This window comes from Bosea vaviloviae, from assembly GCF_001741865.1.
Lineage (GTDB): Bacteria > Pseudomonadota > Alphaproteobacteria > Rhizobiales > Beijerinckiaceae > Allobosea > Allobosea vaviloviae.
Window position 1 is genome coordinate 5,803,055 of the sequence record NZ_CP017147.1, and the last position, 19,523, is coordinate 5,822,577.

The window sequence follows — 19,523 nt, forward strand, 5'->3', positions numbered from 1 at the left end:
GCTCAAAATTCCTCCCAAGCCTTGTCATGGTCGCGTTTCGACCCGCTCGCCGCGGCAGCGGCGCTCGCGATCCGCGCAGGTCTGGGCGCGGCCGCGCGCGGTGGGGCAGCCACCGCCGCCTGCATCGTCTTGGCCATGGCCTTGAGCCCGCCGATATCGCCGCCGAGCTGGAAGCGCGCCACGAGTCCGCCGAGCCTGTCGGCTTCCTGCGAGAGCGAATGCGCGGCAGCGGTCGATTGCTCGGCCATGGCGGCGTTCTGCTGCGTGCCCTGGTCCATCTCGTTGACGGCGCTGTTGACCTCCTGGAGGCCGGCCGCCTGTTCCTGCGCCGCGCTGGCGATCTCGGCAACCAGCGAGCTCACGCGCGTGATCTCCTCGGCCATGCGCTGCAGGGCGCCACCGGTCTGCCCGACCAGCGTGACGCCCTTCTCGACTTCGATATTCGAGGCCGAGATCAGGCCCTTGATCTCCTTGGCCGCCTCGGCCGAGCGCTGCGCGAGCGCACGCACCTCGGAGGCGACGACGGCGAAGCCCTTGCCGGCATCGCCGGCGCGAGCCGCCTCGACGCTGGCGTTCAGCGCGAGCAGATTGGTCTGGAAGGCGATCTCGTCGATGACGCCGACGATCTGCGAGATCTCATCGGCCGATTTCTCGATGCCGCCCATGGCCGCCACCGCGTCGCGCACGATCGAGGTCGACTGCTCGGCCTCCGTCTTGACCTGGCTCGTCGCCTGGCTGGCGAGGCGAGCGCTCTCGGCGGTCTGGCGCACGGTCGCGGTCAGTTCGTCCAGCGCCGTCGCGGTTTCTTCGACGGAGGAGGCCTGCTGCTCGGTGCGCCCGGCGAGATCGTCGGCCGCCTGGCTGATCTCGACCGAGCCCGCCTTCATGCTTTCGGTATTGGTCGCGATCTGCCGCATCGTCTCCTGCAGCTTGGCGATGGCGGCGTTGAAATCATCCTTCAGCTTGGCGTAGTCGGCGCCGAAGGCCTCGTTGATCCGGTAGGTCAGGTCACCCTCGGCGAGCCGCTCGAGGCCGGCGCCGAGCGCCTGGACGACGCCCTCCTGCGTCCTGGATGCCTCGGCGCGCTCGGCTTCATTGTGCCGCCGCTCGCTGTCGGCCGTGTCGCGCTCGGCATTCGCCTGCGCCTCGACGCGGATCTTGTCGGCCTCCATCTCGGCTTTGGCGAGGCCGGCGTCACGGAACACGACGAGCGCGCGCGCCATCGAACCAACTTCGTCGGACCGCTCCTGATGCGCGATCGTGGTCTGCAGATCGCCGGCAGCAAGACCGTTCATCGTGTTGGCGATCGAGGCAAGCATGCCGGAGGCGCGGCGGCTGAGAAAGATCACGACACCGAGCATGACGAGGCCGAGCGGCACCAGCACCTTGGCGACATCGCCGATCACGCTATAAAACGCGGCATCGACATCGTGCACATGCAGGCCGGAGCCAATCGCCCACTGCCATTTCGGCACGGCGATGACATAGGAGATCTTGAGCGAAGGCTCCTTGTCGCCCGGCTTCGTCCAGCCATAGTCGATGAAGCCGGCCCCCTTCGTCTTGGCCATCTCGACCATGTCCTTGACGAAGAACCTTCCGCTCGAATCCTTGAGCGGCGACATATCCGTCGTCTCGATCTTCTTGTTGGCATGCGAGACGCTGATATTGTCGAAGTTGATCACGAAATAGTAGTTGCCGTTGTCGAAGCGGGCGTTGGAGATCGCGTCGATCGCCATCTTCTTGGCATCGGCCTCCTTCAGCTCGCCTTTCTCGGCACGCGCGAGATAGCTGTTGACCGTAGAGGCCGCGGCTTCGACCGCATTCTTCATTTCCGCGCGCTTGAGCTCGATCATCTCCTTGCGCGCCTCGAATAGCGTGAAGCTCACGCCGCCGATGGCGATGATGGATGCGAGGATCGCGACCAGCCCGAAAGAGCGGCCGATCGACAACATGGCAAGTTTCTTCATCGGCGACACCGCGCCCCCCGCGCAAAGTGAGATTCGCCACATTTGCGTGAAATGGCTAAGGGTCGCTTAACGATGCCTCGTTTTCGCCATGTTTCTGGCAGGCCTCAGATCGCCGGCACGTAATCCTCGGCATCGCCGCCGCGCGGGCGCTCGTCACTGCGTTCCCGGCGGCGGATATGCGGCCGCTTGCCCGAACACAGCGCCCGCGCCAGCCCGCGCAGCGGCGCGGTGAGCCTGTGAACGTCCTCGATGCGCGCCATGATCGCGCCCGCCGTCTTCAACTCGCGATCCAGCCGCGCCATCGTGCGCGAGAGTTCTGGCTCGTCGTCGCCGAGCCAGGTCTCGCCGACGCGCGCCATCAGCAGTACCGCGCCCTGCACGCGCAGGCCGCCAAGCGCATCTTCGGTCGGGATGCCGGCCGAGGCGAGCATGTAGCGCCAGGAATTCACCGCGCCGCGATTGAGGGCGGCAAGCGTCAGCGGATCGCGCCGGATGACAGGCATGATCCGGCGCAGAGCCGCCTTGTAGGGTGCGAGCGCGTCGAGCCGGCGCATCACGAGATCGAAGAGCCGCTCGCGGATGGGCTCGCCCGCGAGATCGTCGGAAGAGCTCGCCAGCACGGCGTCATCGACGAGGCGCGTCAGCCCGCCGAGCATGGCGAGCTTCGAGGGGAAGAGGCTGCGCAGGCCGGAGAGCGGCAGGCCCGCCTCCGTGGCGATGTCGCCGAGCTCGATCTCGCTCCAGGCGCGATCGGCGGAAAGACGCATCAGCGCCTCGATCGCCCGCTTGCGCGGATCGCTCGGCGGCGCGGCGGTTTCGGATGTCGGGGAAACGGGTTTGCGGGCCATAGGAGATCTCCTCTCGCGACGCGATTGGATAAAACTAGGCCCCGATCGCGACCGTTGAAAGGCCGATCAGCCCGAAAGCTCCTCGGCGCGACGTTTAGCGGCAGCCACCGCCCGGCCCATCAGGGGCTTGAGCCCGTCATCGGCCATCAGGACCTCGAGGGCCGCCGCCGTGGTCCCGCCCGGCGAAGTCACGTTCTGGCGCAGGGTCGCAGGCGAAAGCGACGACTGGAACAGCATCTCGCCCGCCCCCTCGATCGTGGCGCGCGCCAGCCTCTCGGCGATCTCGTGCGGCAAGCCCGCCGCCGCGCCCGCCGCCGCCAAACATTCGACGAGATGGAAGACATAGGCCGGCCCGGAACCGGAGACGGCTGTCACCGCATCGATCAGGTTCTCGTTGTCGAGCCACTCGACCTTGCCGATGCTGCCGAGCAGCGCGTCGGCCGTGGCCCGCTGCGCCGCGCTGACGCCGGGTCCGGGAGCCGCCGCCGTGACGCCGCGCTGCACCGAGGCCGGCAGGTTCGGCATGGCGCGGATCAGCGCGGTCGCGTTCGGCAGGCGCGCGGCGAGATCGCCCAGCGTCTTGCCGGCGAGGATCGAGATCAGCAGCGTCTTGGGATGGATGAAAGCCTGGACGGCGGGTGCCGCCGTGTCGAGCATCTGCGGTTTGGTCGCGAGCACCACGACCTCGGCCGGGGCGATGGCGCCGGGCGTGGGGTTGAGCACCATGCCCTTCTCGGTCGCGAGCGCCACCATCTCGTCGGAGGGTTTGGGATCGATCAGGCTGATGCCGGCCGGATTCATGCCGATGCGCAGCCAGCCCTCCAGCATCGCGCCCCCCATCTTGCCCGCACCGATGAGGACGAGGGTTTGCGGCAAGGGGTTGGACATGGCGGTCTCTCGCAAGGCGGCAACGGGCGTCATGCTCGGGCGTGACCCAAGCATCTCTCTAGAGCCGGATGATATCAGATGGAATCACCAAGTGATCCCATCTGATATCTGAATCCGTCTCTCAACTAAGAGTGAGAGCAGGATCAATGCGAAAAACCGGTGCCCACTTTTTCGCATACTGCTCTTGAAGCCTTCTCGTCATGAGATGCCCGGGTCAAGCCCGGGCATGACGAAAACCGAAAGCTCAGGCCTCGCCGACCGTCTCCAGCATCGCGCCTTCGAGGCCTTCCTTGGCCGTCTTTCCGGCCCAGACCACGAACTGGAAGGCCTGGAAGTAGCGCTCGCAGGCGTCTATCGCCGCCTTGATCAGCGCAGCGGCCTGCTCGTCGGTCGGCTCCGCCCCGCCCGAGAGCAGGAGGGCGTGGCGATACATCACCACGTTTTCCGAGCTCCAGAGGTCGAAATGACCGAGCCAGAGCTGCTCATTGACGAGGCTGACGAGCTGCAGCACCTCGGCCCGGCGGCGATCGGGCACCTTCAGGTCGAAGGCGCAGGCGATATGGATCGCCTCGACCTCGGCGAGCCAGGTGATGGCGACATGATAATCGGACCAGCCGCCTGTGACCGCGACGGAGAGTTCGTCGTCGCTGTCTCGGTCGAAGGTCCAGTTGTTGAGAGCGGCTAAGCGTTCGATCAGGTCGAGGGGGTTGGAAGGCCGGTCGATTTCAGCGTCCAGGTCAAGATCCATCATGCCCTAAGGTCCAACTGTCGACATCCGCACAAGCGGTCCGACACGTTCGAGAACGGGAACACGGCGACTGGAAAGCGCAACGGACACAACCCGACTGCCAGAGCGCGCTGGTCTGCGCCCCGTTTCCGGCGGCAGGTCCCGAAGCGGGACCGACCGTCGAATCAACTCTCTTCCTCGACGATAGCGCAGGCGCTGTGACGCTCCCAACACGGCGTGACGCTCCCCGGATTCGGGGGCGCGGCTCAAGACCCGGCAGCCCCTGTCCACAGCACATGGTTGTGGATGGCTAGACCTGACGGCACGCAGGGCGCGAAACCTTCAAGGCGAGACCTCGGGGCCTGACTTCAGAACTTGGCTTCAGTCAGGACTTCGCTTCAGGACTTCGCTTCAGGACTTGGCTTCAGGACTTTTGGCCTTCTTGCCCTCCAGCGCGGCGAGGCGCTGCGCCAGCTTGTCGTTTTCCTCGCGCGCCAGCAGCGCCATCTCGCGCACCGCCTCGAACTCCTCGCGGGTGACGACATCCATGTCGCGCAGCAGGCGCTCAATCTGCGTCTTCACGACGGTCTCGACCTCGCGGCGCACGCCCTGGGCCGCGCCGGCGGCATCCGTGGCGAGACGGGCGATGTCGTCGAGGAAGCGGTTGCTGGTGGTGACCATGGGGCTCTCCGAAAAGGGGCCTCGTCAGCCCGCGCTGGCCCACATATGGGCGACAAGGGCAAAACCCGCAATCTTTCGCGCACCGCCCCATGCCGACCGCCGTGCCGCATCCGCCCGAGCGCTCAACGACGAGATCTGCCCGCCCCGGGACCGCCTCGTGGGTCTCTGATCGATTCGACCACCGGGCCGGCGATACGCCTGGGACGGGTCTGTTTCACCGGCGAAAACCGCACTGACGCCCTGAATCTCCGCGAACTGGACCTCGCCATCCGTTGAGCTTACAACCTGCGGCGCAGGGTACAGCAATCCAAGCTCGAACCAACCGAGCGGAGGCGTCATGATCCAACGTTTGAGCGGCCTCGTCCTGGGGCCGGTGGCAGCGCTTGCACTCGCGGGCTGCCAGGAAACCACGACGGCGGCACGGCAGCGGGTCGATGCGCCCGGCGTGCCCGTCTCGGTCCAGAGCATTACCGGCGCGCCCGATTCGGTGACGACGCGCTTTGCCGGCCTGCTCGGCGAAGCGGCGGCCGAGCGCAGCATGGAGATCGTGCCCGGCGACAAGCCCGCCCGCTTCCGGGTGCGCGGCTACCTCACGGCGCAGCCGACAGAGGACGGCCAGACCTCGCTCGCCTTCGTCTGGGACGTTTATGATGCGGGCAAGAAGCGCGCCCAGCGCGTCCAGGGCGAGAGCCTCGGCAGGCGCGGCAGCGGCACCGATCCCTGGGCCGGCCTCGACCAGACCATCGTCGCCAAGGCGGCCTCCGAATCGATGGATGCGATCGCGAGCTTCCTGGTGACGGCGCCCGCCGTCGAAGCGCTGAATCCCAGCGACAAGACCAAGGGCAAGACCGCGGCGGGAGCCAAGACCGCTTCGGCAACCGGCAATAAAAAGCTCTAGGCTTCGGGCGGGCTCGACGCCTTCCGCCTCAGCCAGCAGGATCCTGACATTGCGCTGGCGGCCGAGCTGCGACCGTGCCTCGGCCAGAGGCGCGAGCGACCCTGGAACGGCGCAATCGCGATGAAGCGCCCCAGGGATAGGCGGTTTTACACGCTTCTGTTGCAGTGCAGCGGTCGACTCGCTGTCATCTCGCTGTTATGAGCCCTGCGAAATGAGCCAGCTTCGTGCTGGTCCAGCCCAGCCAAGTCTCAAACGGTGCGCCCCGGCATGCCCTCTTCGATCAAAGTCGTCGCCGGCAATTCCAACCGGCCGCTCGCGGAGGCGATCTGCGCGCATCTCGGCATTCCGCTCGCCAAGGCCTCCGTCAGGCGCTTCGCCGACATGGAGGTCTTCGTCGAGATCCAGGAGAATGTGCGCGGCCAGGATGTTTTCATCATCCAGTCGACCTCGTTCCCGACCAACGACCATCTGATGGAGTTGCTGATCATCACCGACGCGCTGCGCCGCTCCTCGGCCAGGCGCATCACGGCGGTGATCCCCTATTTCGGCTATGCGCGGCAGGACCGCCGCGCGTCCGGCCGCACGCCGATCTCGGCCAAGCTCGTCTCCAACCTGATCACCCATGCCGGTGTCGACCGCGTCCTGACGCTCGATCTCCACGCCGGTCAGATCCAGGGCTTCTTCGACATCCCGACCGACAACCTGTTCGGCGCCCCCTTGATGTCGCGCGACATCAAGGAGCGGCTCGACTGGAAGAACGCCATGGTGGTCTCGCCCGATGTCGGCGGCGTGGTCCGGGCGCGTGCGCTCGCCAAGCGCATCGACGCGTCGCTCGCCATCGTCGACAAGCGCCGCGACCGCCCCGGTGAATCCGAGGTGATGAACATCATTGGCTCGGTCGAGGGGCGCTCCTGCATCCTGCTCGACGATATCGTCGATTCCGGCGGCACGCTCTGCAACGCCGCCGAAGCGCTGCTCGACCAGGGCGCGAAGGAAGTCTACGCCTACATCACCCATGGCGTGCTCTCGGGCGGCGCAGTGGCGCGCATCGCCAACTCCAAGCTCAAGGAACTGGTGATCACCGATTCCATCCTGCCGACCGAGGCCGTGAAGGTGGCGCGCAATATCCGCGTCATCTCGATCGCCTCGCTGATGGGCGAGGCGATCGAGCGCACGGCGAGTGAATCGAGCGTCTCCAGCCTGTTCGACTGAGGCAAGGAGTGGTCTGATGGCGGCAGCAGCCTCAGCCAGTGAAAGCCGGGCGCTCGTGCTGTTCTCCGGCGGCCAGGATTCGACCGTCGCTCTCGCCTGGGCGCTGGAGCGCTTCGCCAGCGTCGAGACCGTCGGCTTCGACTATGGCCAGCGCCATCGCATCGAGCTGGAATGCCGGCAGATCATTCGCGACAAGCTGCCCGCCCTGTCCACGCTCCATTCGGATCGGCTCGGTCCCGATCATCTCATCGACCTCAAGGCGCTGGGCGCGATCTCCGACACGGCGCTGACCCGAGAGACCGAGATCGCCTTCGCAGAGACCGGGCTTCCCACCACCTTCGTGCCGGGCCGCAATCTGATCTTCCTCTCCTTCGCCGCGGCGCTGGCCTATCGCCGCGATTGCAGGCACATCGTGCTCGGCGTCTGCGAGACCGACTATTCCGGTTATCCCGACTGCCGCGACGACACGATCAAGGCGATGCAGGTCGCCCTCGGCCTGGGGCTCGACCGCAGGCTCGTGCTGCACACGCCATTGATGTGGCGCGACAAGGCGCAGACCTTCGCGCTGGCCAAGGCGCTCGGCGGACAGCCCTTGCTCGATCTGGTGGTCGAGGACAGCCATAGCTGCTATCTCGGCGACCGGGCGACGCGCCACGCCTGGGGCCATGGCTGCGGCCACTGCCCGGCCTGCGAATTGCGCGCCAACGGCTACGCCGCCTATCTGATTTCTCCAGACGACACCGGACCAAGCCATGATACTTAACCGAGCCATGACACTTGACCAGCAGCGCCGCACCGAGGGTCTCGTTGCCCTCGCCCTCTTCGCCCTCACCATTCCCGCCGCGAATTGGCTGATCGGCAATGCCGGCACGGTCTGCGTACCCAATGGCCCCTGCCTCGTGCCGGTCGCGCCCGGCATCGCCGCGCCGAGCGGGGTGCTGATGATCGGCCTCGCGCTCGTGCTGCGCGACATCGTCCAGCGCCGGCTCGGCCCCGTGGCCGGCCTTGGTGCGATCGCCGTTGGCGCCGCGATCTCGGCCTTCCTCGCCCCGTCCGCCATCGTCCTCGCCTCGGTCGCCGCCTTCCTCCTCTCCGAGCTGGCGGATTTCGCGGTCTATACGCCGCTTCAGCGCCGCCGCTTCGTCACGGCCGTCGTCGCATCGAGCATTGTCGGCCTTATCGTCGACAGCATCGTCTTCCTCTGGCTCGCCTTCGGCAGCCTCGATTTCGTCGCCGGCCAGATCATCGGCAAAGCCTGGATGGTGCTGTTCGCACTACCGTTGATGCATCTGTTGCGTCGCCGCGATGAGCGGCTGGGGCTGATGCCGGCCTGAAGCCGTTCGCTCGAAGCAGACAATTCGACACAACGCCGCAACCCGGGTTTCACGCCCCGGTCTCATAGTCGCTTGCTCATGGGAAATGAGTACCGCGATGCGGGTGATGGATTCGGTCGAACACCTTCAGTCCTTGCAGAACGAGACCCTCGAGGCGATTGCACGCGGCGAACCGCTCGCCGCGATCATGGATAGCCTCTGCCGGCAGGTCGAAGTGATCGCACCCGGCGTGATCTGCACCGTGATCGCGGCGGACGCCGAATACAGGCTCAAAACGCTGGCCGCCCCGAGCCTGCCGCAGGACTACTCGACCGCGATCACCGGAACACCGATCGGTCCGACAGTCGGCTCGTGTGGCACGGCGATCCATCGCGGTGAAGCGGTCGAAGTCACGGACATCGAGAACGACCCGCTCTGGGCCGACTACAAGACACTGGCCTTGCCGCTCGGGCTGCGCGCCTGCTGGTCGAGCCCGATCACGGCGCGGGACGGCCGCGTGATCGGCAGCTTCGCCTTCTATTACAGGCAGCGACGCGGCCCTGACGATCTCGAGCGCCAGATCGTAACGACCTGCCTTCATCTCTGCGCGATCGCGATCGAGCATGAGGAGGTCAGCTCCCGCAATCACAGGCTCGCCTATTACGACACACTGACCGGCCTGCCGAACCGCGTCCATTTCAATGACGCCATCGCCCGCATGACCGCCGCGTCGCCGCTGGCTTTCGGCCTGATGCTGATCGACATCGATCACCTCAAGACGATCAACGACACAATGGGCCATGCAGTCGGCGACGCGCTGATCGAGACGGTGGGCGCGCGGCTCGCGCGGGTCGCCGTCAACGGCATGGCCTGCCGGATCGGAGGCGACGAGTTCGCCGTGCTACTGCCCGGTTGCTCCCAGACGACACAGCTTCGCTCGGTGGCCTGTGGCATTCTCGCCGCCATGCTCACACCATTCGAGCATGACGGGCACAGCATCATCCCGAGCGTCACCATCGGTGGAGTCCTCGCCGGTGAGGACGGCACGGACAGCACGACCCTTCGGCAAAATGCAGATTTCGCGCTCTACCATGCCAAGGAGACGCGGCGTGGCGGTTATGTCCACTTCAGGGACGGCCTGCGTACCTCGATGACGCGGCGCATCCAGACGATCCGCAGCGTTGCGGACGCCCTGACCGAAGGACGCATCGTCCCCTACTACCAGCCGATCATCCGTCTCGACACCAGCGAGATCGTCGGCGTCGAGGCGCTGGCCCGGATGCGCCTCGACGATGGCAGGATCGTCGCGGCCAGCGAATTCCACGAGGCCATGCTCGATCCCAAGATCGCCTACCGAATCTCCGGGCAGATGCTGGCCGCCGTCGCGGCCGACATGGCCGCCTGGAAGCGGGCCGGCATCCACGTCCAGCATGTCGGCCTGAACGTCACCTCCGCAGACTTCCAGAAGGGCGATCTCGTCCAGCGCATCAGCAAGACCTTCGAGCGCATCCATCTCCCGCTGGAACATCTCGTCGTCGAGATCACGGAGCAGGTGTTCATGGGAGATCGCAAGGACAGCGTCGCTCGCACCATGGCAGCGCTGCGCGAACGGGGCGTTCTCGTGGCGCTGGACGATTTCGGCACCGGCTTCGCGTCGCTGACGCATCTGCTGGATTTCCCGGTCGACATCATCAAGATCGACCGCTCCTTCGTCGGCGGCATCGAAAGCGGCGCCAGGAGCAGCGTGATCGTCGAGGCGCTGGTCGGGATCGCCAACCGCCTCGGCATGAAGGTCATCGCCGAGGGAATCGAAACGCAAGGGCAGTCCGAGCGATTGCAGATGATCGGCTGCCACCTTGGCCAAGGCTATCTCTACTCGCGCGCGGTTCCCGCTAGCATCGTCACCGAATTGCTGCAGCGTCTCGGCGAGAGACACCGGGCGCAGGCACAGCAGCCCGCCGCCGTCACGGCCTCCGCCGCCTGAGTGCGCGGATCTCCCGCCAACGGACTTGAGATTACCGGCCAATTCGCTTATGAGCCTGCCAGCGCCCGACTGACACCCTTGGAGGCACGGGCGCGAACCGAAAAAGGCCGCCAACTGGCGGCCTTGTCATTTGAAGCAAGGACTAAAACCATGACCGCCGTGAAGCAAATCGAGGCTTCGGCGCGCGCACAGGTCGGCAAGGGGGCCGCCCGTGCAGTTCGTCGTCAAGGCCTTACACCTGCCGTGATCTATGGCGGGGGCGCTGCTCCCGAAGCCATTGCTCTCGACGCCAACAAGACCCGCCTCCTGATCTATGGCGGACATTTCCTGACCACGCTGTTCGACGTCAGCGTCGGCGGCAAGAAGACGCGCGTCATCCCGCGCGACTATCAGCTCGACCCGGTCAAGGATTTTCCGATCCATGTCGACTTCCTGCGCGTTGCAGCCGGCCAGACCGTGACCGTCGATATCGCGATCCATGTCGTCGGCCAGGATGCCTGCCCCGGCGTCAAGAATGGCGGCGCCGTGCAACTCGTCGAGCACGCGCTCGAGATCGTCGTCGAGCCTGAGCACATCCCCGAATTCTTCGAGGTCTCTGTCGCAGGACTGGAGATCGGCGACACGCTCGAAGCCAGCGCGATCAAACTGCCCAAGGGCGCCAAGCTGACCATCGGCACCGACGCCACGATCGTCACCATCGTTCCGCCGATGGCTGAGGAAGTCGAGCCGGCCGCTGAGGTCGCCGCAGCCGCTCCCGCTCCGGAAGCCAAGCCGAAGGCCTGATCCTCTTTCGTCATCGATGATACGACATGGACGGCCGGGTTTCCCGGCCGTCTTGCTATGGGCCGGGAGTGTGACCTGCCATGCTGATCTTCGCCGGCCTCGGCAATCCAGGCGCGCGCTATGCCCGCAACCGCCACAATATCGGCTTCATGGCGGTCGAGACGATCGCGCGCGCGCATCGCGCATCGCCCTGGCGCGCGCGCTTCCAGGCCGAGGCCTGCGAGGCGACTATCGGCTCCGAAAAGGTCATCCTGCTCAAGCCGCAGACCTATATGAACGAATCCGGCCGCGCGATCGGCGAGGCGGCGCGCTTCTTCAAGGTCGCGCCTGAGGACGTCATCGTCTTCCATGACGAGCTCGACCTCGCCCCCGCCAAGCTGCGCATGAAACTCGGCGGCGGCAATGCCGGCCATAACGGCCTGCGCTCGACCACGGCTGCGATCGGCAACGAGTATCGCCGCGTGCGGATGGGTATCGGCCATCCCGGCCTCAAGGAACTCGTCCACGCCTATGTGCTGAACGATTTCGGCAAGGCCGAGCAGCCCTGGGTCGAGGATCTCTGCATCGCCTGCGCCGACAACGCGACCTTGCTCGCCGCCCATGACGATGCCGGCTTCCAGAACAAGGTACATCTCTTCATGGATGCGCGCGGCCATGGCGCGGTGAAGCGGCTAGGCGAGAAGATCCCCGAATAGATCGCGGGGCCGAGGCGTCAGCCCCTCACAGCGGCAATTGCGCGCCTGCCTTGGCGATCGTGATCCGGCTGGTGACCAGGCTCCCATCCGGCTGCCGGTTTGCCGTCAGCGCCACCTGAGCCCCCGCCGCCAGATCCGAGACCTGTGCCGGCGCCGCCATGATGATGTTGGCATCGGCGGTGATCGTGACCTTCTGCTCGCCGCCGGGATAGCTCAGCACGATATTGGCACCGTCGACGCGAGTAACAGTCTCCGCCACCGTCGCATTGGTCATGGTCGATTCGGGCAGAACGCTCCAGGGTCTGTGGCCCTCGCCGGTGCCGCGCATCGCCTCGGGAAAGATGAAGACCTGCACGGCGAGCAGCGAGCCGTCCGCCTGCGGCCGCGCGCCGACGCCGATGAAGCCGCCTTTCTTGATGTCGGCGACGGAGGCCTTGACCACGCCGCCGACCGCATAGCCCGGTGCCAGCGCGACCTTCGCCGAAGCGCTGTCCACGGTCTTGATCGTCAACGTATCGGCTTCCACCTTCTCGACCTCGCCACGAATGCGTGTCGTCGGCGATTGGGCTTGAGCAGCGACGGTCAGGCCGAGAACAACGCAGGCAGCAGCGAGAGAACGCATGGGATTATCCATCGGATCGAAAACGTCGCCGAGCATTCCTGCACCGACAGAAACCATGCAGCCATGCACGTTCGCGTGACCAACACCAAAGCGCAACATTGACACGGAAACACGGAAACACGATATCCGTGTCGCGGAGCCTTGAAATGAAGAACCTGACCGTGACCCTGCCCGAAGAGACATTCGCGCGCCTACGTATGGCGGCGGCGCGAGAGGGCAAAAGCATGTCGAAATTCGTCGGCGCGCTGCTCGACCGTCAGATCGGACCCCACGAGGCGCGCGCCGATGCAGCGGCGCTGGAACGTTTCCTGGCTGGCCCGCTCTGGAATCTCACCGACGAGAACGGCAACGCTCCGACGCGTGACCAGATTTATGATCGCTGAAGGCCGGGTTTTCGTCGACACCAATGTGCTGATCTATGCGCGCGACGAGAACGCGGCAGAGAAGCGCACAATCGCCGTGCGGTGGCTTCGAGAACTGGCCGTTGGTGGTCGACTCATCGTTAATCTGCAAGTTCTGAACGAATTGACCCGTTGGGTCCTTCGTAACGAATCCGTGCCGTTGGCCACCGCCAGAAGTCGGGTCGACGAACTGCGGCGCTTCGGCGAATCCGGTCTCCAAGCTTCGCATGTCGCGCTCGCCTGGTCCGTTCGCCAGCGCCTTGGCTACCAATGGTTTGATTGCCTGCTGCTCGCCTGGGCCACAGCCGAGGGCTGCCGCTACTTCCTGTCGGAAGACATGGGCCACGAGACCCGCTATGGCGATCTGACGATCATCAACCCCTTCCGCGTCGATCCCGACGCCTTCTTTAAAGCGAACTGACCATCATGGGTTTCAAATGCGGTATCGTCGGCCTGCCGAATGTCGGCAAGTCGACCTTGTTCAACGCGCTGACGCAGACGGCGGCGGCGCAAGCCGCGAACTATCCCTTCTGCACGATCGAGCCCAATGTCGGCGACGTCGCCGTGCCCGACGACCGGCTTGAGCGGCTCGCGGCCATCGCCGGCTCGAAGGAGATCATCCCGACACGGCTGACCTTCGTCGACATCGCCGGCCTCGTGCGCGGCGCCTCGAAGGGCGAAGGGCTCGGCAACCAGTTCCTCGCCAATATCCGCGAATGCGACGCCGTCGCCCATGTCGTGCGCTGCTTCGAGGATAGCGACATCACCCATGTCGAGGGCAAGGTCGCACCGATCAACGACATCGAGATCATCGAGACCGAATTGATGCTCGCCGATCTCGAAAGCCTCGAGAAGCGTGTGCTGCCGCTGGAAAAGAAGGCCAAGACCGGCGACAAGGAGGCCAAGGAACTGGCCGATCTGATGAATCGCTGCCTCGTGCTGCTGCGCGAGGGCAAGCCTGCACGATTGGTGCAGGTCGCCGCCGACGAGCGCAAGACGTTCGAGACGCTCGGCCTGCTCTCCTCCAAGCCCGTGCTCTATGTCTGCAATGTCGAGGAAGCCAGCGCCGATAAGGGCAACGCCTTCTCTGAAGCGGTGAAGCTGCGCGCGGCCGAGGAAGGCGCGGTCGCCGTTGTCGTCTCCGCCAAGATCGAGAGTGAGATCGCCGTCCTGCCGGCAGCCGACCAGAAGGACTACCTGGAGGCGGTGGGCCTGGAGGAACCTGGCCTCAACCGCGTCATCCGCGCCGGCTACACCCTGCTCCACCTCGTGACCTATTTCACCGTAGGCCCCAAGGAAGCCCGCGCCTGGACGATCGAAAAGGGCACCAAGGGGCCTGCCGCCGCCGGCGTGATCCATAGCGATTTCGAGAAGGGCTACATTCGCGCCGAGACGATCGCCTATCCCGACTACATCGCCAACAAGGGCGAGGCCGGGGCGCGCGAGGCCGGCAAGTTCCGGCTCGAAGGCAAGGAATATGTCGTCGCCGACGGCGATGTGCTGCATTTCCGCTTCGCCAACTGAGCTGGCTTTCCGGACCGTCGGGCGGGGCAGCTATGCGCTCTGCTCATGGAAGATGACGAAACTGTAAGTTGAATTGCCTCTTCGTCAGGCCGATATGTTGTGAACGCAGCAAGGGAGGTTCCAATGGACACTCTCGAGACCGTGTTCGAAACCGCGAGCGGCTTTGCCGGCATCTTGGCAATGGCCTCTAACGAGCTGGTTCTTGGCCTGGGCGTGGCATTCGGCCTGATCGTCTGGCTCGTCACCGGGCGCAGGGACGACGAAACCGATACGAAGCATCAGCCGCGGCATCTGTGACCGGCAGGATCTGTAACGGACAGGCGCAGCCTGCACGCGGCTTTTGCACGGAGAGGCCTTCCACCGCCGTTTCGGCGTGATACACCCTCGGCACATTGCAAGCCGAGGGTCGCGCTTCATGATCTGCTTCGAGGATTTCATCGCGGGCGAGACGGCGCAGGCCGGCAGCATCGGCATCTCGCAATCCGACATCATCGCCTATGCCTCACGCTATGACGCGCAGGACTTCCACACCGACCCGAGCGCCGCTAAGCAGAGTTTCGTCGGAACCCTGATCGCCTCGGGCTGGCACAGCTGCTCGCTCCTGATGCGGCTGATCGCGGAAAATTTCCTGCTCGACTCCGCTGCGATGGGCGCGCCCGGGATCGAAGAGGTCAAATGGCTGCGGCCGGTCAAGCCGGGCGATAGATTGAGCGCGCGCCGCACCGTGCTCGAAAGCAAGGCTTCGCGCTCACGGCCGGAGATGGGGCTGGTGCGCTTCCGCTTCGAACTCCTGAACCAGCGCGACGAGCCCGTGCTCGAACAAACCAACTGGATCATGTTCGGTCGCCGCGGCTCCGCCATCACCTTCTATCCCGGCGACTGGCTGGCGCATCCCCCGCTTTATGTCCGCCCGGCCGTCGAGAGCCCGCTCGAAGAGCCACGTGGGGAGATCGAGCCAGCGCGCTTCTTCGAGGAGCTGGAGATCGGCAGCAGCCACGAACTCGGCAGCTTCCTGTTCACCGCCGAGGAGATCGTCGGCTTCGCCCGCTCCTTCGATCCGCAGCCCTTTCACATGGACGCGGAGGCAGCCGCCAAGAGCTCCTTCGGGCGCCTTGCCGCGTCGGGCTGGCACACCGGCTCGGTCTGGATGGCGGCAATGGTCGCCCATCGCAAGCGCCAGGTCGCGGCCAGCCTCCCCGAGACAGCGCCGCGCCTGGGCCCCTCGCCCGGCTTCAACAATCTGCGCTGGTCGAAGCCGGTCTTCGTCGGCGACCGCATCACCTATCACTCGGCGGTGACCGATAAGCGCGCCAGCGCCTCGCGCCCGCAATGGGGCCTGTTCTTCCACCACAACACCGGGGTCAACCAGCATGGCGAAGAGGTCTTCAGCTTCGACGGCTGCGCCTTCGTGGAGCGCAGGTCGAACTGAGTGGGCTCAACCCACCTTGCCATAGCCCGCGAACTTCGCGCTCACCCGCGCCATCTCCGCTTCGTCGAGGATCACCGGCTCCAGTCCCGCCGCCAGGATGTCGAGATACTGCCCGGCGAGGTTCTCGACCTCCGCCACGATCTGATGCGCGCCCGCAAGCGACCCGCCCAGCGCGATGACGCCGTGATTGGCGAGAAGGACCGCCTTACGACCCTCCAGAGCCCTGACCGCGTTCTCCGCCAGTTCCGGTGTACCGAAGGTGGCGTAAGGCGCGCAGCGGACATCGACGCCGCCGCAGAGCGCGATCATGTAGTGAAAGGCCGGGATGCCGCGCCGCGTGCAGGAGAGCGCGGTGGCGCGCGGCGAATGCGTGTGCACGATCGCCTGAGCATCGCGCCGCGCCTTGTAGATCTCGACATGGAATGGCCACTCCGAGGAGGGCTTGCGCGCACCGCCGAGCACCGCCCCCTCGAGCGAAAGATGGATCAGGTCTTCGGGCGTCGTCTGGGCATAGGGCAGGCCCGATGGCGTGATCAGCAGGCCATCGCCGAAGCGCGCCGAGACATTGCCGGATTTCGACGGGCAGAAGCCGGCCTTGTCGATCGCCTGAGCGACCGCGACGATCTCCGCGCGCAAACCTGCCTCATTCATGCTGCGGCTCCGCGCGCGAGATCCGGAAAGAGAGCGGCCAGCCCTTCGGCTGTAGCCGGCGCGACGCCGCGCTCGGTGATCAGCGCCGTCACGAGCCGGGCCGGCGTGACGTCGAAGGTGGGATTCACCGCCGGACTGCCGGGCGCAACGACGCGGAACGACGCGACATCGCCATCTTCATTCAGGCCCGAAAGATGCGTGACCTCGCGCGCTGCGCGCTCCTCGATCGGAATGCTGAAGCCATCGCTCAGGCTCCAGTCGATCGTCGGCGAGGGCAGCGCGACATAGAAGGGCACGCTATTGTCATGCGCGGCGAGCGCCTTGAGATAGGTGCCGATCTTGTTGGCGACATCGCCGGTCGCGGTGGTGCGGTCGGTGCCGACGATGACCATGTCGACCTGTCCGCGCTGCATCAGATGCCCGCCGGCATTGTCGACGATCACGCTGTGAGGCACACCATGGGCGCCGAGTTCATAGGCCGTCAACGCCGCGCCCTGGTTGCGCGGACGCGTCTCGTCGACCCAGACATGGACGGGCAGGCCGGCATCATGAGCGCGGTAGATCGGCGCCAGCGCCGTGCCCCAATCGACGGTGGCGAGCCAGCCGGCATTGCAATGGGTCAGGATGTTGATCCGTTCGCCGACAGGCTTGCGCGACGCGATCTCGCGGATCAGCGGCAGACCATGGTCGCCGATCGCCCGGCAGAGCGCGACATCCTCGTCGCAGAGCAGGGCAGCCTCGGTGTACGCTGCCTGGGCACGCACCCTGGGCTTCAGGCCGACGAGCCGGACGCGCATGCGGTTCAAGGCCCAGTGCAGGTTGACGGCGGTCGGTCGCGTCGCGCCCAGCAGCGCCAGCACAGCGTCCAATGCGGCATCGGACGGATCGCTCCGCATCGCCAGCGCCACGCCATAGGCTGCCGTCGCACCGATCAGTGGCGCGCCGCGCACGATCATCGTCGCGATCGCGTCGGCCGCCTGCTCGACGGAGCCCAGCGTCACGGTCTCGAAGCGGAAGGGCAGCCTGGTCTGGTCGATGACGCAGACACGCCAGCCGTCCTGCGCGAGCCAGATCGTGCGGTAGGGCTGACCGTGGATCTTCATGACGCAACCTGCCCTATCCCGTCATTGCGAGCGTAGCGAAGCAATCCAGAGCGGCAGAGCGCCACGTCCCCCTGGATTGCTTCGCTACGCTCGCAATGACGAATGATGGTTATCACCGTCAATGTCCGGAGAAGGAGACCAGCGTGCGCACCGGCACGCCGAGCCGCCTGACCTTGTCGGCGCCACCCAGATCCGGGAGATCGACGATGAAGCAGGCGGCCACGACCTCGGCGCCCAGGCTGGAGAGCAGGCTGACCGCCCCCTCCGCCGTGCCCCCGGTCGCGATCAGATCGTCGACCAGCAGCACGCGTTCGCCGCGCTTGACCGCGTCCTTGTGCACCTCGATTTCGTCGGTGCCGTATTCGAGCTGATAGGTCACGCTGACCGTCTCATGCGGCAGCTTGCCCTTCTTGCGCACGGGGATGAAGCCGGCGGAAAGCTGGTGCGCGACCGCGCCGCCGAGAATGAAGCCCCGCGCCTCGATGCCCGCGATCTTGGCGATCTTCAGCCCGGCGAAAGGCTGCACGAGCTCGTCCACGGCGCGGCGAAAGGCGCGCGCATCGCCCAGGAGGGTGGTGATGTCGCGGAAGATGATGCCGGGCTTGGGATAGTCCGGAATCGCGCGGATCGTATCGGCGAGGTTCATGAAAGACCGTCTCGAACGGAATGGCAGCGCCGTCTTGGTCGGGCCTCGGAGGCCCGACGTCAAGAGCACGCCGCTCAGCCAGCCTTCAGTACACGCCCGGCAACCGCATCGAGCTTCGCCAGCAAGGCCGGGTCGCGATAGTCCGGCGCGGTGATGATGGCGTGTTCGAGCGCATTGTGCGAGCCGGCCGGACAGGGCTCGCGCTCAGCCGGAAAGTCCAGCGCCAGCCGCGCCACCAGCCGGCGCGCCTTCTCGGCATTGCCATGCAGCACCGCAATCACCGAGGCGACGTCGACGATCGAATGCTCGGGATGCCAGCAATCGAAATCCGTGACCATCGCCACGGTCGCATAGGTGATCTCGGCCTCGCGGGCGAGCTTGGCCTCGGGCATCGCGGTCATGCCGATCAGATCATAGCCGAGGCCCTTATAGGTCAGGGATTCGGCATAGGTCGAGAATTGCGGACCTTCCATCGTCACCAGCGTGCCGCCGCGCACGAAGGCGAGATCCTCAGCCGTGGCGGCCTCGGCGATACGCGCCTGCAGCGCCGGGCCGACCGGATGCGCGAAGGAGACATGGGCGACGCAGCCCTTGCCGAAGAAGGAGCTGTCGCGCCGCGACGTGCGGTCGACGAACTGGTCGACCAGGACGAACAGGCCGGGATAAAGCTCCGACTTGTAGGAGCCGCAGGCCGAGAGCGAGACGAGGTCAGTGACGCCGGCGCGCTTCAGCACGTCGATATTGGCGCGGTAGTTGATCTCTGAGGGCGGGATCGCGTGGCCGCGGCCATGGCGCGGCAGGAAGACGATCTTGGTTTTGCCGATGCGGCCGATCCGCAGGGCGTCGGAAGGCTCGCCCCAGGGGCTTTCAATGCGCTCCTCGCGCAGATCGGTCAGGCCCGGCAGATCGTAGATGCCCGATCCGCCGATGATTCCCAGAACGGCTTCGTTCATGCGTAATTCCTCGATGTCAGACAGGACGGCCCCAATATGCAGGACAGATCAGCTTTGTATGACGGTTGTGGCCACAACCGGGCAGCCGACGCGATCAGCCTCAACGGCATCGACTTGTCCCGAAAACCGGTCCCCACTTTTCGGGCCGATGCTCCAGAATGCAAAAGGCCCCGTCGCCGGGGCCTTTCCTGATTGTCG

The 19,523-nt window shown here is 65.7% G+C and carries 22 protein-coding genes; 12 read left to right on the top strand and 10 right to left on the bottom strand.

Translation table 11 applies throughout. The features are described from left to right. Positions 1 to 2 precede the first annotated feature (2 nt). The 5 genes from BHK69_RS26840 to BHK69_RS26860 form a co-directional block, all read right to left on the bottom strand. On the bottom strand, positions 3 to 1,967 hold the full coding sequence (locus BHK69_RS26840) for a methyl-accepting chemotaxis protein (protein ID WP_158516288.1): 1,965 nt from the start codon (positions 1,965 to 1,967) through the stop codon (positions 3 to 5). Positions 1,968 to 2,071: 104 nt separating this feature from the next. Beyond that, positions 2,072 to 2,815 carry a TetR family transcriptional regulator gene (locus BHK69_RS26845; RefSeq protein WP_069692779.1) on the bottom strand — a complete coding sequence of 248 codons (744 nt, stop codon included), beginning with the start codon at positions 2,813 to 2,815 and terminating at the stop codon, positions 2,072 to 2,074. A gap of 66 nt (positions 2,816 to 2,881) precedes the next feature. Next, on the bottom strand, positions 2,882 to 3,703 hold the full coding sequence (gene proC, locus BHK69_RS26850) for a pyrroline-5-carboxylate reductase (protein WP_069692780.1): 822 nt from the start codon (positions 3,701 to 3,703) through the stop codon (positions 2,882 to 2,884). Positions 3,704 to 3,947: 244 nt separating this feature from the next. Beyond that, positions 3,948 to 4,454 carry a type III secretion system chaperone family protein gene (locus BHK69_RS26855; RefSeq protein WP_069692781.1) on the bottom strand — a complete coding sequence of 169 codons (507 nt, stop codon included), beginning with the start codon at positions 4,452 to 4,454 and terminating at the stop codon, positions 3,948 to 3,950. A 387-nt stretch (positions 4,455 to 4,841) separates the two neighbouring features. Further along, positions 4,842 to 5,111, bottom strand: a complete 270-nt coding sequence (locus BHK69_RS26860) for an accessory factor UbiK family protein (protein WP_069692782.1) — start codon at positions 5,109 to 5,111, stop codon at positions 4,842 to 4,844. A gap of 337 nt (positions 5,112 to 5,448) precedes the next feature. Between BHK69_RS26860 and BHK69_RS26865 the strand changes: the two genes are divergently transcribed. The 7 genes from BHK69_RS26865 to pth all read left to right on the top strand — a co-directional run bounded on the left by BHK69_RS26865 (position 5,449) and on the right by pth (position 11,996). After that, positions 5,449 to 6,009 carry a hypothetical protein gene (locus BHK69_RS26865; protein WP_069692783.1) on the top strand — a complete coding sequence of 187 codons (561 nt, stop codon included), beginning with the start codon at positions 5,449 to 5,451 and terminating at the stop codon, positions 6,007 to 6,009. A 267-nt stretch (positions 6,010 to 6,276) separates the two neighbouring features. After that, positions 6,277 to 7,221 carry a ribose-phosphate pyrophosphokinase gene (locus tag BHK69_RS26870; RefSeq protein WP_069692784.1) on the top strand — a complete coding sequence of 315 codons (945 nt, stop codon included), beginning with the start codon at positions 6,277 to 6,279 and terminating at the stop codon, positions 7,219 to 7,221. A 16-nt stretch (positions 7,222 to 7,237) separates the two neighbouring features. After that, positions 7,238 to 7,984, top strand: coding sequence for a 7-cyano-7-deazaguanine synthase QueC (gene queC, locus BHK69_RS26875; RefSeq protein ID WP_069692785.1), 747 nt, complete (start codon positions 7,238 to 7,240; stop codon positions 7,982 to 7,984). Between the two features lie 7 nt (positions 7,985 to 7,991). Then, complete coding sequence (locus BHK69_RS26880) at positions 7,992 to 8,555, top strand: VUT family protein (protein ID WP_069692786.1); 564 nt, start codon at positions 7,992 to 7,994, stop codon at positions 8,553 to 8,555. Between the two features lie 97 nt (positions 8,556 to 8,652). Next, on the top strand, positions 8,653 to 10,518 hold the full coding sequence (locus BHK69_RS26885) for a putative bifunctional diguanylate cyclase/phosphodiesterase (RefSeq protein ID WP_244548333.1): 1,866 nt from the start codon (positions 8,653 to 8,655) through the stop codon (positions 10,516 to 10,518). 150 nt (positions 10,519 to 10,668) lie between these two features. Beyond that, positions 10,669 to 11,301 carry a 50S ribosomal protein L25/general stress protein Ctc gene (locus tag BHK69_RS26890; RefSeq protein WP_069692787.1) on the top strand — a complete coding sequence of 211 codons (633 nt, stop codon included), beginning with the start codon at positions 10,669 to 10,671 and terminating at the stop codon, positions 11,299 to 11,301. An 80-nt stretch (positions 11,302 to 11,381) separates the two neighbouring features. Then, on the top strand, positions 11,382 to 11,996 hold the full coding sequence (pth, locus tag BHK69_RS26895; RefSeq protein ID WP_069692788.1) for an aminoacyl-tRNA hydrolase: 615 nt from the start codon (positions 11,382 to 11,384) through the stop codon (positions 11,994 to 11,996). A gap of 25 nt (positions 11,997 to 12,021) precedes the next feature. On the opposite strand, the gene BHK69_RS26900 is transcribed toward pth, so the two are convergent. After that, a complete protein-coding gene (locus BHK69_RS26900) occupies positions 12,022 to 12,618 on the bottom strand; it encodes a hypothetical protein (RefSeq protein WP_148663605.1) in 597 nt (198 codons plus the stop codon). A gap of 146 nt (positions 12,619 to 12,764) precedes the next feature. On the opposite strand from BHK69_RS26900, the gene BHK69_RS26905 reads away from it, so the two are divergent. From BHK69_RS26905 to BHK69_RS26920, 5 genes are all read left to right on the top strand, one after another. Next, positions 12,765 to 13,001 (top strand): YlcI/YnfO family protein, encoded by a 237-nt coding sequence (locus tag BHK69_RS26905; protein ID WP_069692789.1) that lies wholly within the window; start codon positions 12,765 to 12,767, stop codon positions 12,999 to 13,001. Then, a complete protein-coding gene (locus tag BHK69_RS26910; RefSeq protein WP_069692790.1) occupies positions 12,991 to 13,440 on the top strand; it encodes a PIN domain-containing protein in 450 nt (149 codons plus the stop codon). Before BHK69_RS26905 ends, BHK69_RS26910 begins: the two co-directional genes overlap by 11 nt. Before the next feature lie 5 nt (positions 13,441 to 13,445). Continuing rightward, the gene (gene ychF, locus BHK69_RS26915; protein ID WP_069692791.1) at positions 13,446 to 14,543 is read left to right on the top strand and encodes a redox-regulated ATPase YchF; all 1,098 of its coding nucleotides are present in this window, start codon (positions 13,446 to 13,448) and stop codon (positions 14,541 to 14,543) included. Between the two features lie 123 nt (positions 14,544 to 14,666). Further along, positions 14,667 to 14,840 carry a hypothetical protein gene (locus BHK69_RS32780; protein ID WP_158516289.1) on the top strand — a complete coding sequence of 58 codons (174 nt, stop codon included), beginning with the start codon at positions 14,667 to 14,669 and terminating at the stop codon, positions 14,838 to 14,840. Positions 14,841 to 14,958: 118 nt separating this feature from the next. Then, positions 14,959 to 15,972: a MaoC family dehydratase gene (locus tag BHK69_RS26920; protein WP_069692792.1), complete on the top strand. Its 1,014-nt coding sequence runs from the start codon at positions 14,959 to 14,961 to the stop codon at positions 15,970 to 15,972. Positions 15,973 to 15,978: 6 nt separating this feature from the next. Here the strand turns inward: BHK69_RS26920 and BHK69_RS26925 are convergent, their stop codons facing one another. The 4 genes from BHK69_RS26925 to BHK69_RS26940 all read right to left on the bottom strand — a co-directional run bounded on the left by BHK69_RS26925 (position 15,979) and on the right by BHK69_RS26940 (position 19,325). Continuing rightward, entirely contained in the window at positions 15,979 to 16,623 is a 645-nt protein-coding gene (locus BHK69_RS26925; protein WP_069692793.1) for a class II aldolase/adducin family protein, read from the bottom strand. Continuing rightward, positions 16,620 to 17,726 (bottom strand): S-methyl-5-thioribose-1-phosphate isomerase, encoded by a 1,107-nt coding sequence (gene mtnA, locus BHK69_RS26930; protein ID WP_069692794.1) that lies wholly within the window; start codon positions 17,724 to 17,726, stop codon positions 16,620 to 16,622. The genes BHK69_RS26925 and mtnA overlap by 4 nt, the downstream gene beginning before the upstream one ends. A gap of 118 nt (positions 17,727 to 17,844) precedes the next feature. Next, entirely contained in the window at positions 17,845 to 18,372 is a 528-nt protein-coding gene (locus tag BHK69_RS26935; protein WP_069692795.1) for an adenine phosphoribosyltransferase, read from the bottom strand. Positions 18,373 to 18,446: 74 nt separating this feature from the next. Then, positions 18,447 to 19,325: an S-methyl-5'-thioadenosine phosphorylase gene (locus BHK69_RS26940; RefSeq protein WP_069692796.1), complete on the bottom strand. Its 879-nt coding sequence runs from the start codon at positions 19,323 to 19,325 to the stop codon at positions 18,447 to 18,449. Positions 19,326 to 19,523: the final 198 nt, after the last annotated feature.

What these genes read in the sequence shown, in the direction of transcription:
- BHK69_RS26920 (WP_069692792.1), top strand. Translation starts at nt 14,959, where the DNA reads ATGATCTGCTTCGAGGATTTCATCGCGGGCGAGACGGCGCAGGCCGGC.
- ychF (WP_069692791.1), top strand. Translation starts at nt 13,446, where the DNA reads ATGGGTTTCAAATGCGGTATCGTCGGCCTGCCGAATGTCGGCAAGTCG.
- BHK69_RS26880 (WP_069692786.1), top strand. Translation starts at nt 7,992, where the DNA reads ATGACACTTGACCAGCAGCGCCGCACCGAGGGTCTCGTTGCCCTCGCC.
- BHK69_RS26845 (WP_069692779.1), bottom strand. Translation starts at nt 2,815, where the DNA reads ATGGCCCGCAAACCCGTTTCCCCGACATCCGAAACCGCCGCGCCGCCG.
- queC (WP_069692785.1), top strand. Translation starts at nt 7,238, where the DNA reads ATGGCGGCAGCAGCCTCAGCCAGTGAAAGCCGGGCGCTCGTGCTGTTC.
- mtnA (WP_069692794.1), bottom strand. Translation starts at nt 17,726, where the DNA reads ATGAAGATCCACGGTCAGCCCTACCGCACGATCTGGCTCGCGCAGGAC.
- BHK69_RS26885 (WP_244548333.1), top strand. Translation starts at nt 8,653, where the DNA reads ATGCGGGTGATGGATTCGGTCGAACACCTTCAGTCCTTGCAGAACGAG.
- BHK69_RS26890 (WP_069692787.1), top strand. Translation starts at nt 10,669, where the DNA reads ATGACCGCCGTGAAGCAAATCGAGGCTTCGGCGCGCGCACAGGTCGGC.
- BHK69_RS26905 (WP_069692789.1), top strand. Translation starts at nt 12,765, where the DNA reads ATGAAGAACCTGACCGTGACCCTGCCCGAAGAGACATTCGCGCGCCTA.
- BHK69_RS26865 (WP_069692783.1), top strand. Translation starts at nt 5,449, where the DNA reads ATGATCCAACGTTTGAGCGGCCTCGTCCTGGGGCCGGTGGCAGCGCTT.
- BHK69_RS26925 (WP_069692793.1), bottom strand. Translation starts at nt 16,623, where the DNA reads ATGAATGAGGCAGGTTTGCGCGCGGAGATCGTCGCGGTCGCTCAGGCG.
- BHK69_RS26840 (WP_158516288.1), bottom strand. Translation starts at nt 1,967, where the DNA reads ATGAAGAAACTTGCCATGTTGTCGATCGGCCGCTCTTTCGGGCTGGTC.
- BHK69_RS26855 (WP_069692781.1), bottom strand. Translation starts at nt 4,454, where the DNA reads ATGATGGATCTTGACCTGGACGCTGAAATCGACCGGCCTTCCAACCCC.
- BHK69_RS26870 (WP_069692784.1), top strand. Translation starts at nt 6,277, where the DNA reads ATGCCCTCTTCGATCAAAGTCGTCGCCGGCAATTCCAACCGGCCGCTC.
- proC (WP_069692780.1), bottom strand. Translation starts at nt 3,703, where the DNA reads ATGTCCAACCCCTTGCCGCAAACCCTCGTCCTCATCGGTGCGGGCAAG.
- BHK69_RS32780 (WP_158516289.1), top strand. Translation starts at nt 14,667, where the DNA reads ATGGACACTCTCGAGACCGTGTTCGAAACCGCGAGCGGCTTTGCCGGC.
- BHK69_RS26940 (WP_069692796.1), bottom strand. Translation starts at nt 19,325, where the DNA reads ATGAACGAAGCCGTTCTGGGAATCATCGGCGGATCGGGCATCTACGAT.
- BHK69_RS26900 (WP_148663605.1), bottom strand. Translation starts at nt 12,618, where the DNA reads ATGCGTTCTCTCGCTGCTGCCTGCGTTGTTCTCGGCCTGACCGTCGCT.
- pth (WP_069692788.1), top strand. Translation starts at nt 11,382, where the DNA reads ATGCTGATCTTCGCCGGCCTCGGCAATCCAGGCGCGCGCTATGCCCGC.
- BHK69_RS26860 (WP_069692782.1), bottom strand. Translation starts at nt 5,111, where the DNA reads ATGGTCACCACCAGCAACCGCTTCCTCGACGACATCGCCCGTCTCGCC.
- BHK69_RS26935 (WP_069692795.1), bottom strand. Translation starts at nt 18,372, where the DNA reads ATGAACCTCGCCGATACGATCCGCGCGATTCCGGACTATCCCAAGCCC.
- BHK69_RS26910 (WP_069692790.1), top strand. Translation starts at nt 12,991, where the DNA reads ATGATCGCTGAAGGCCGGGTTTTCGTCGACACCAATGTGCTGATCTAT.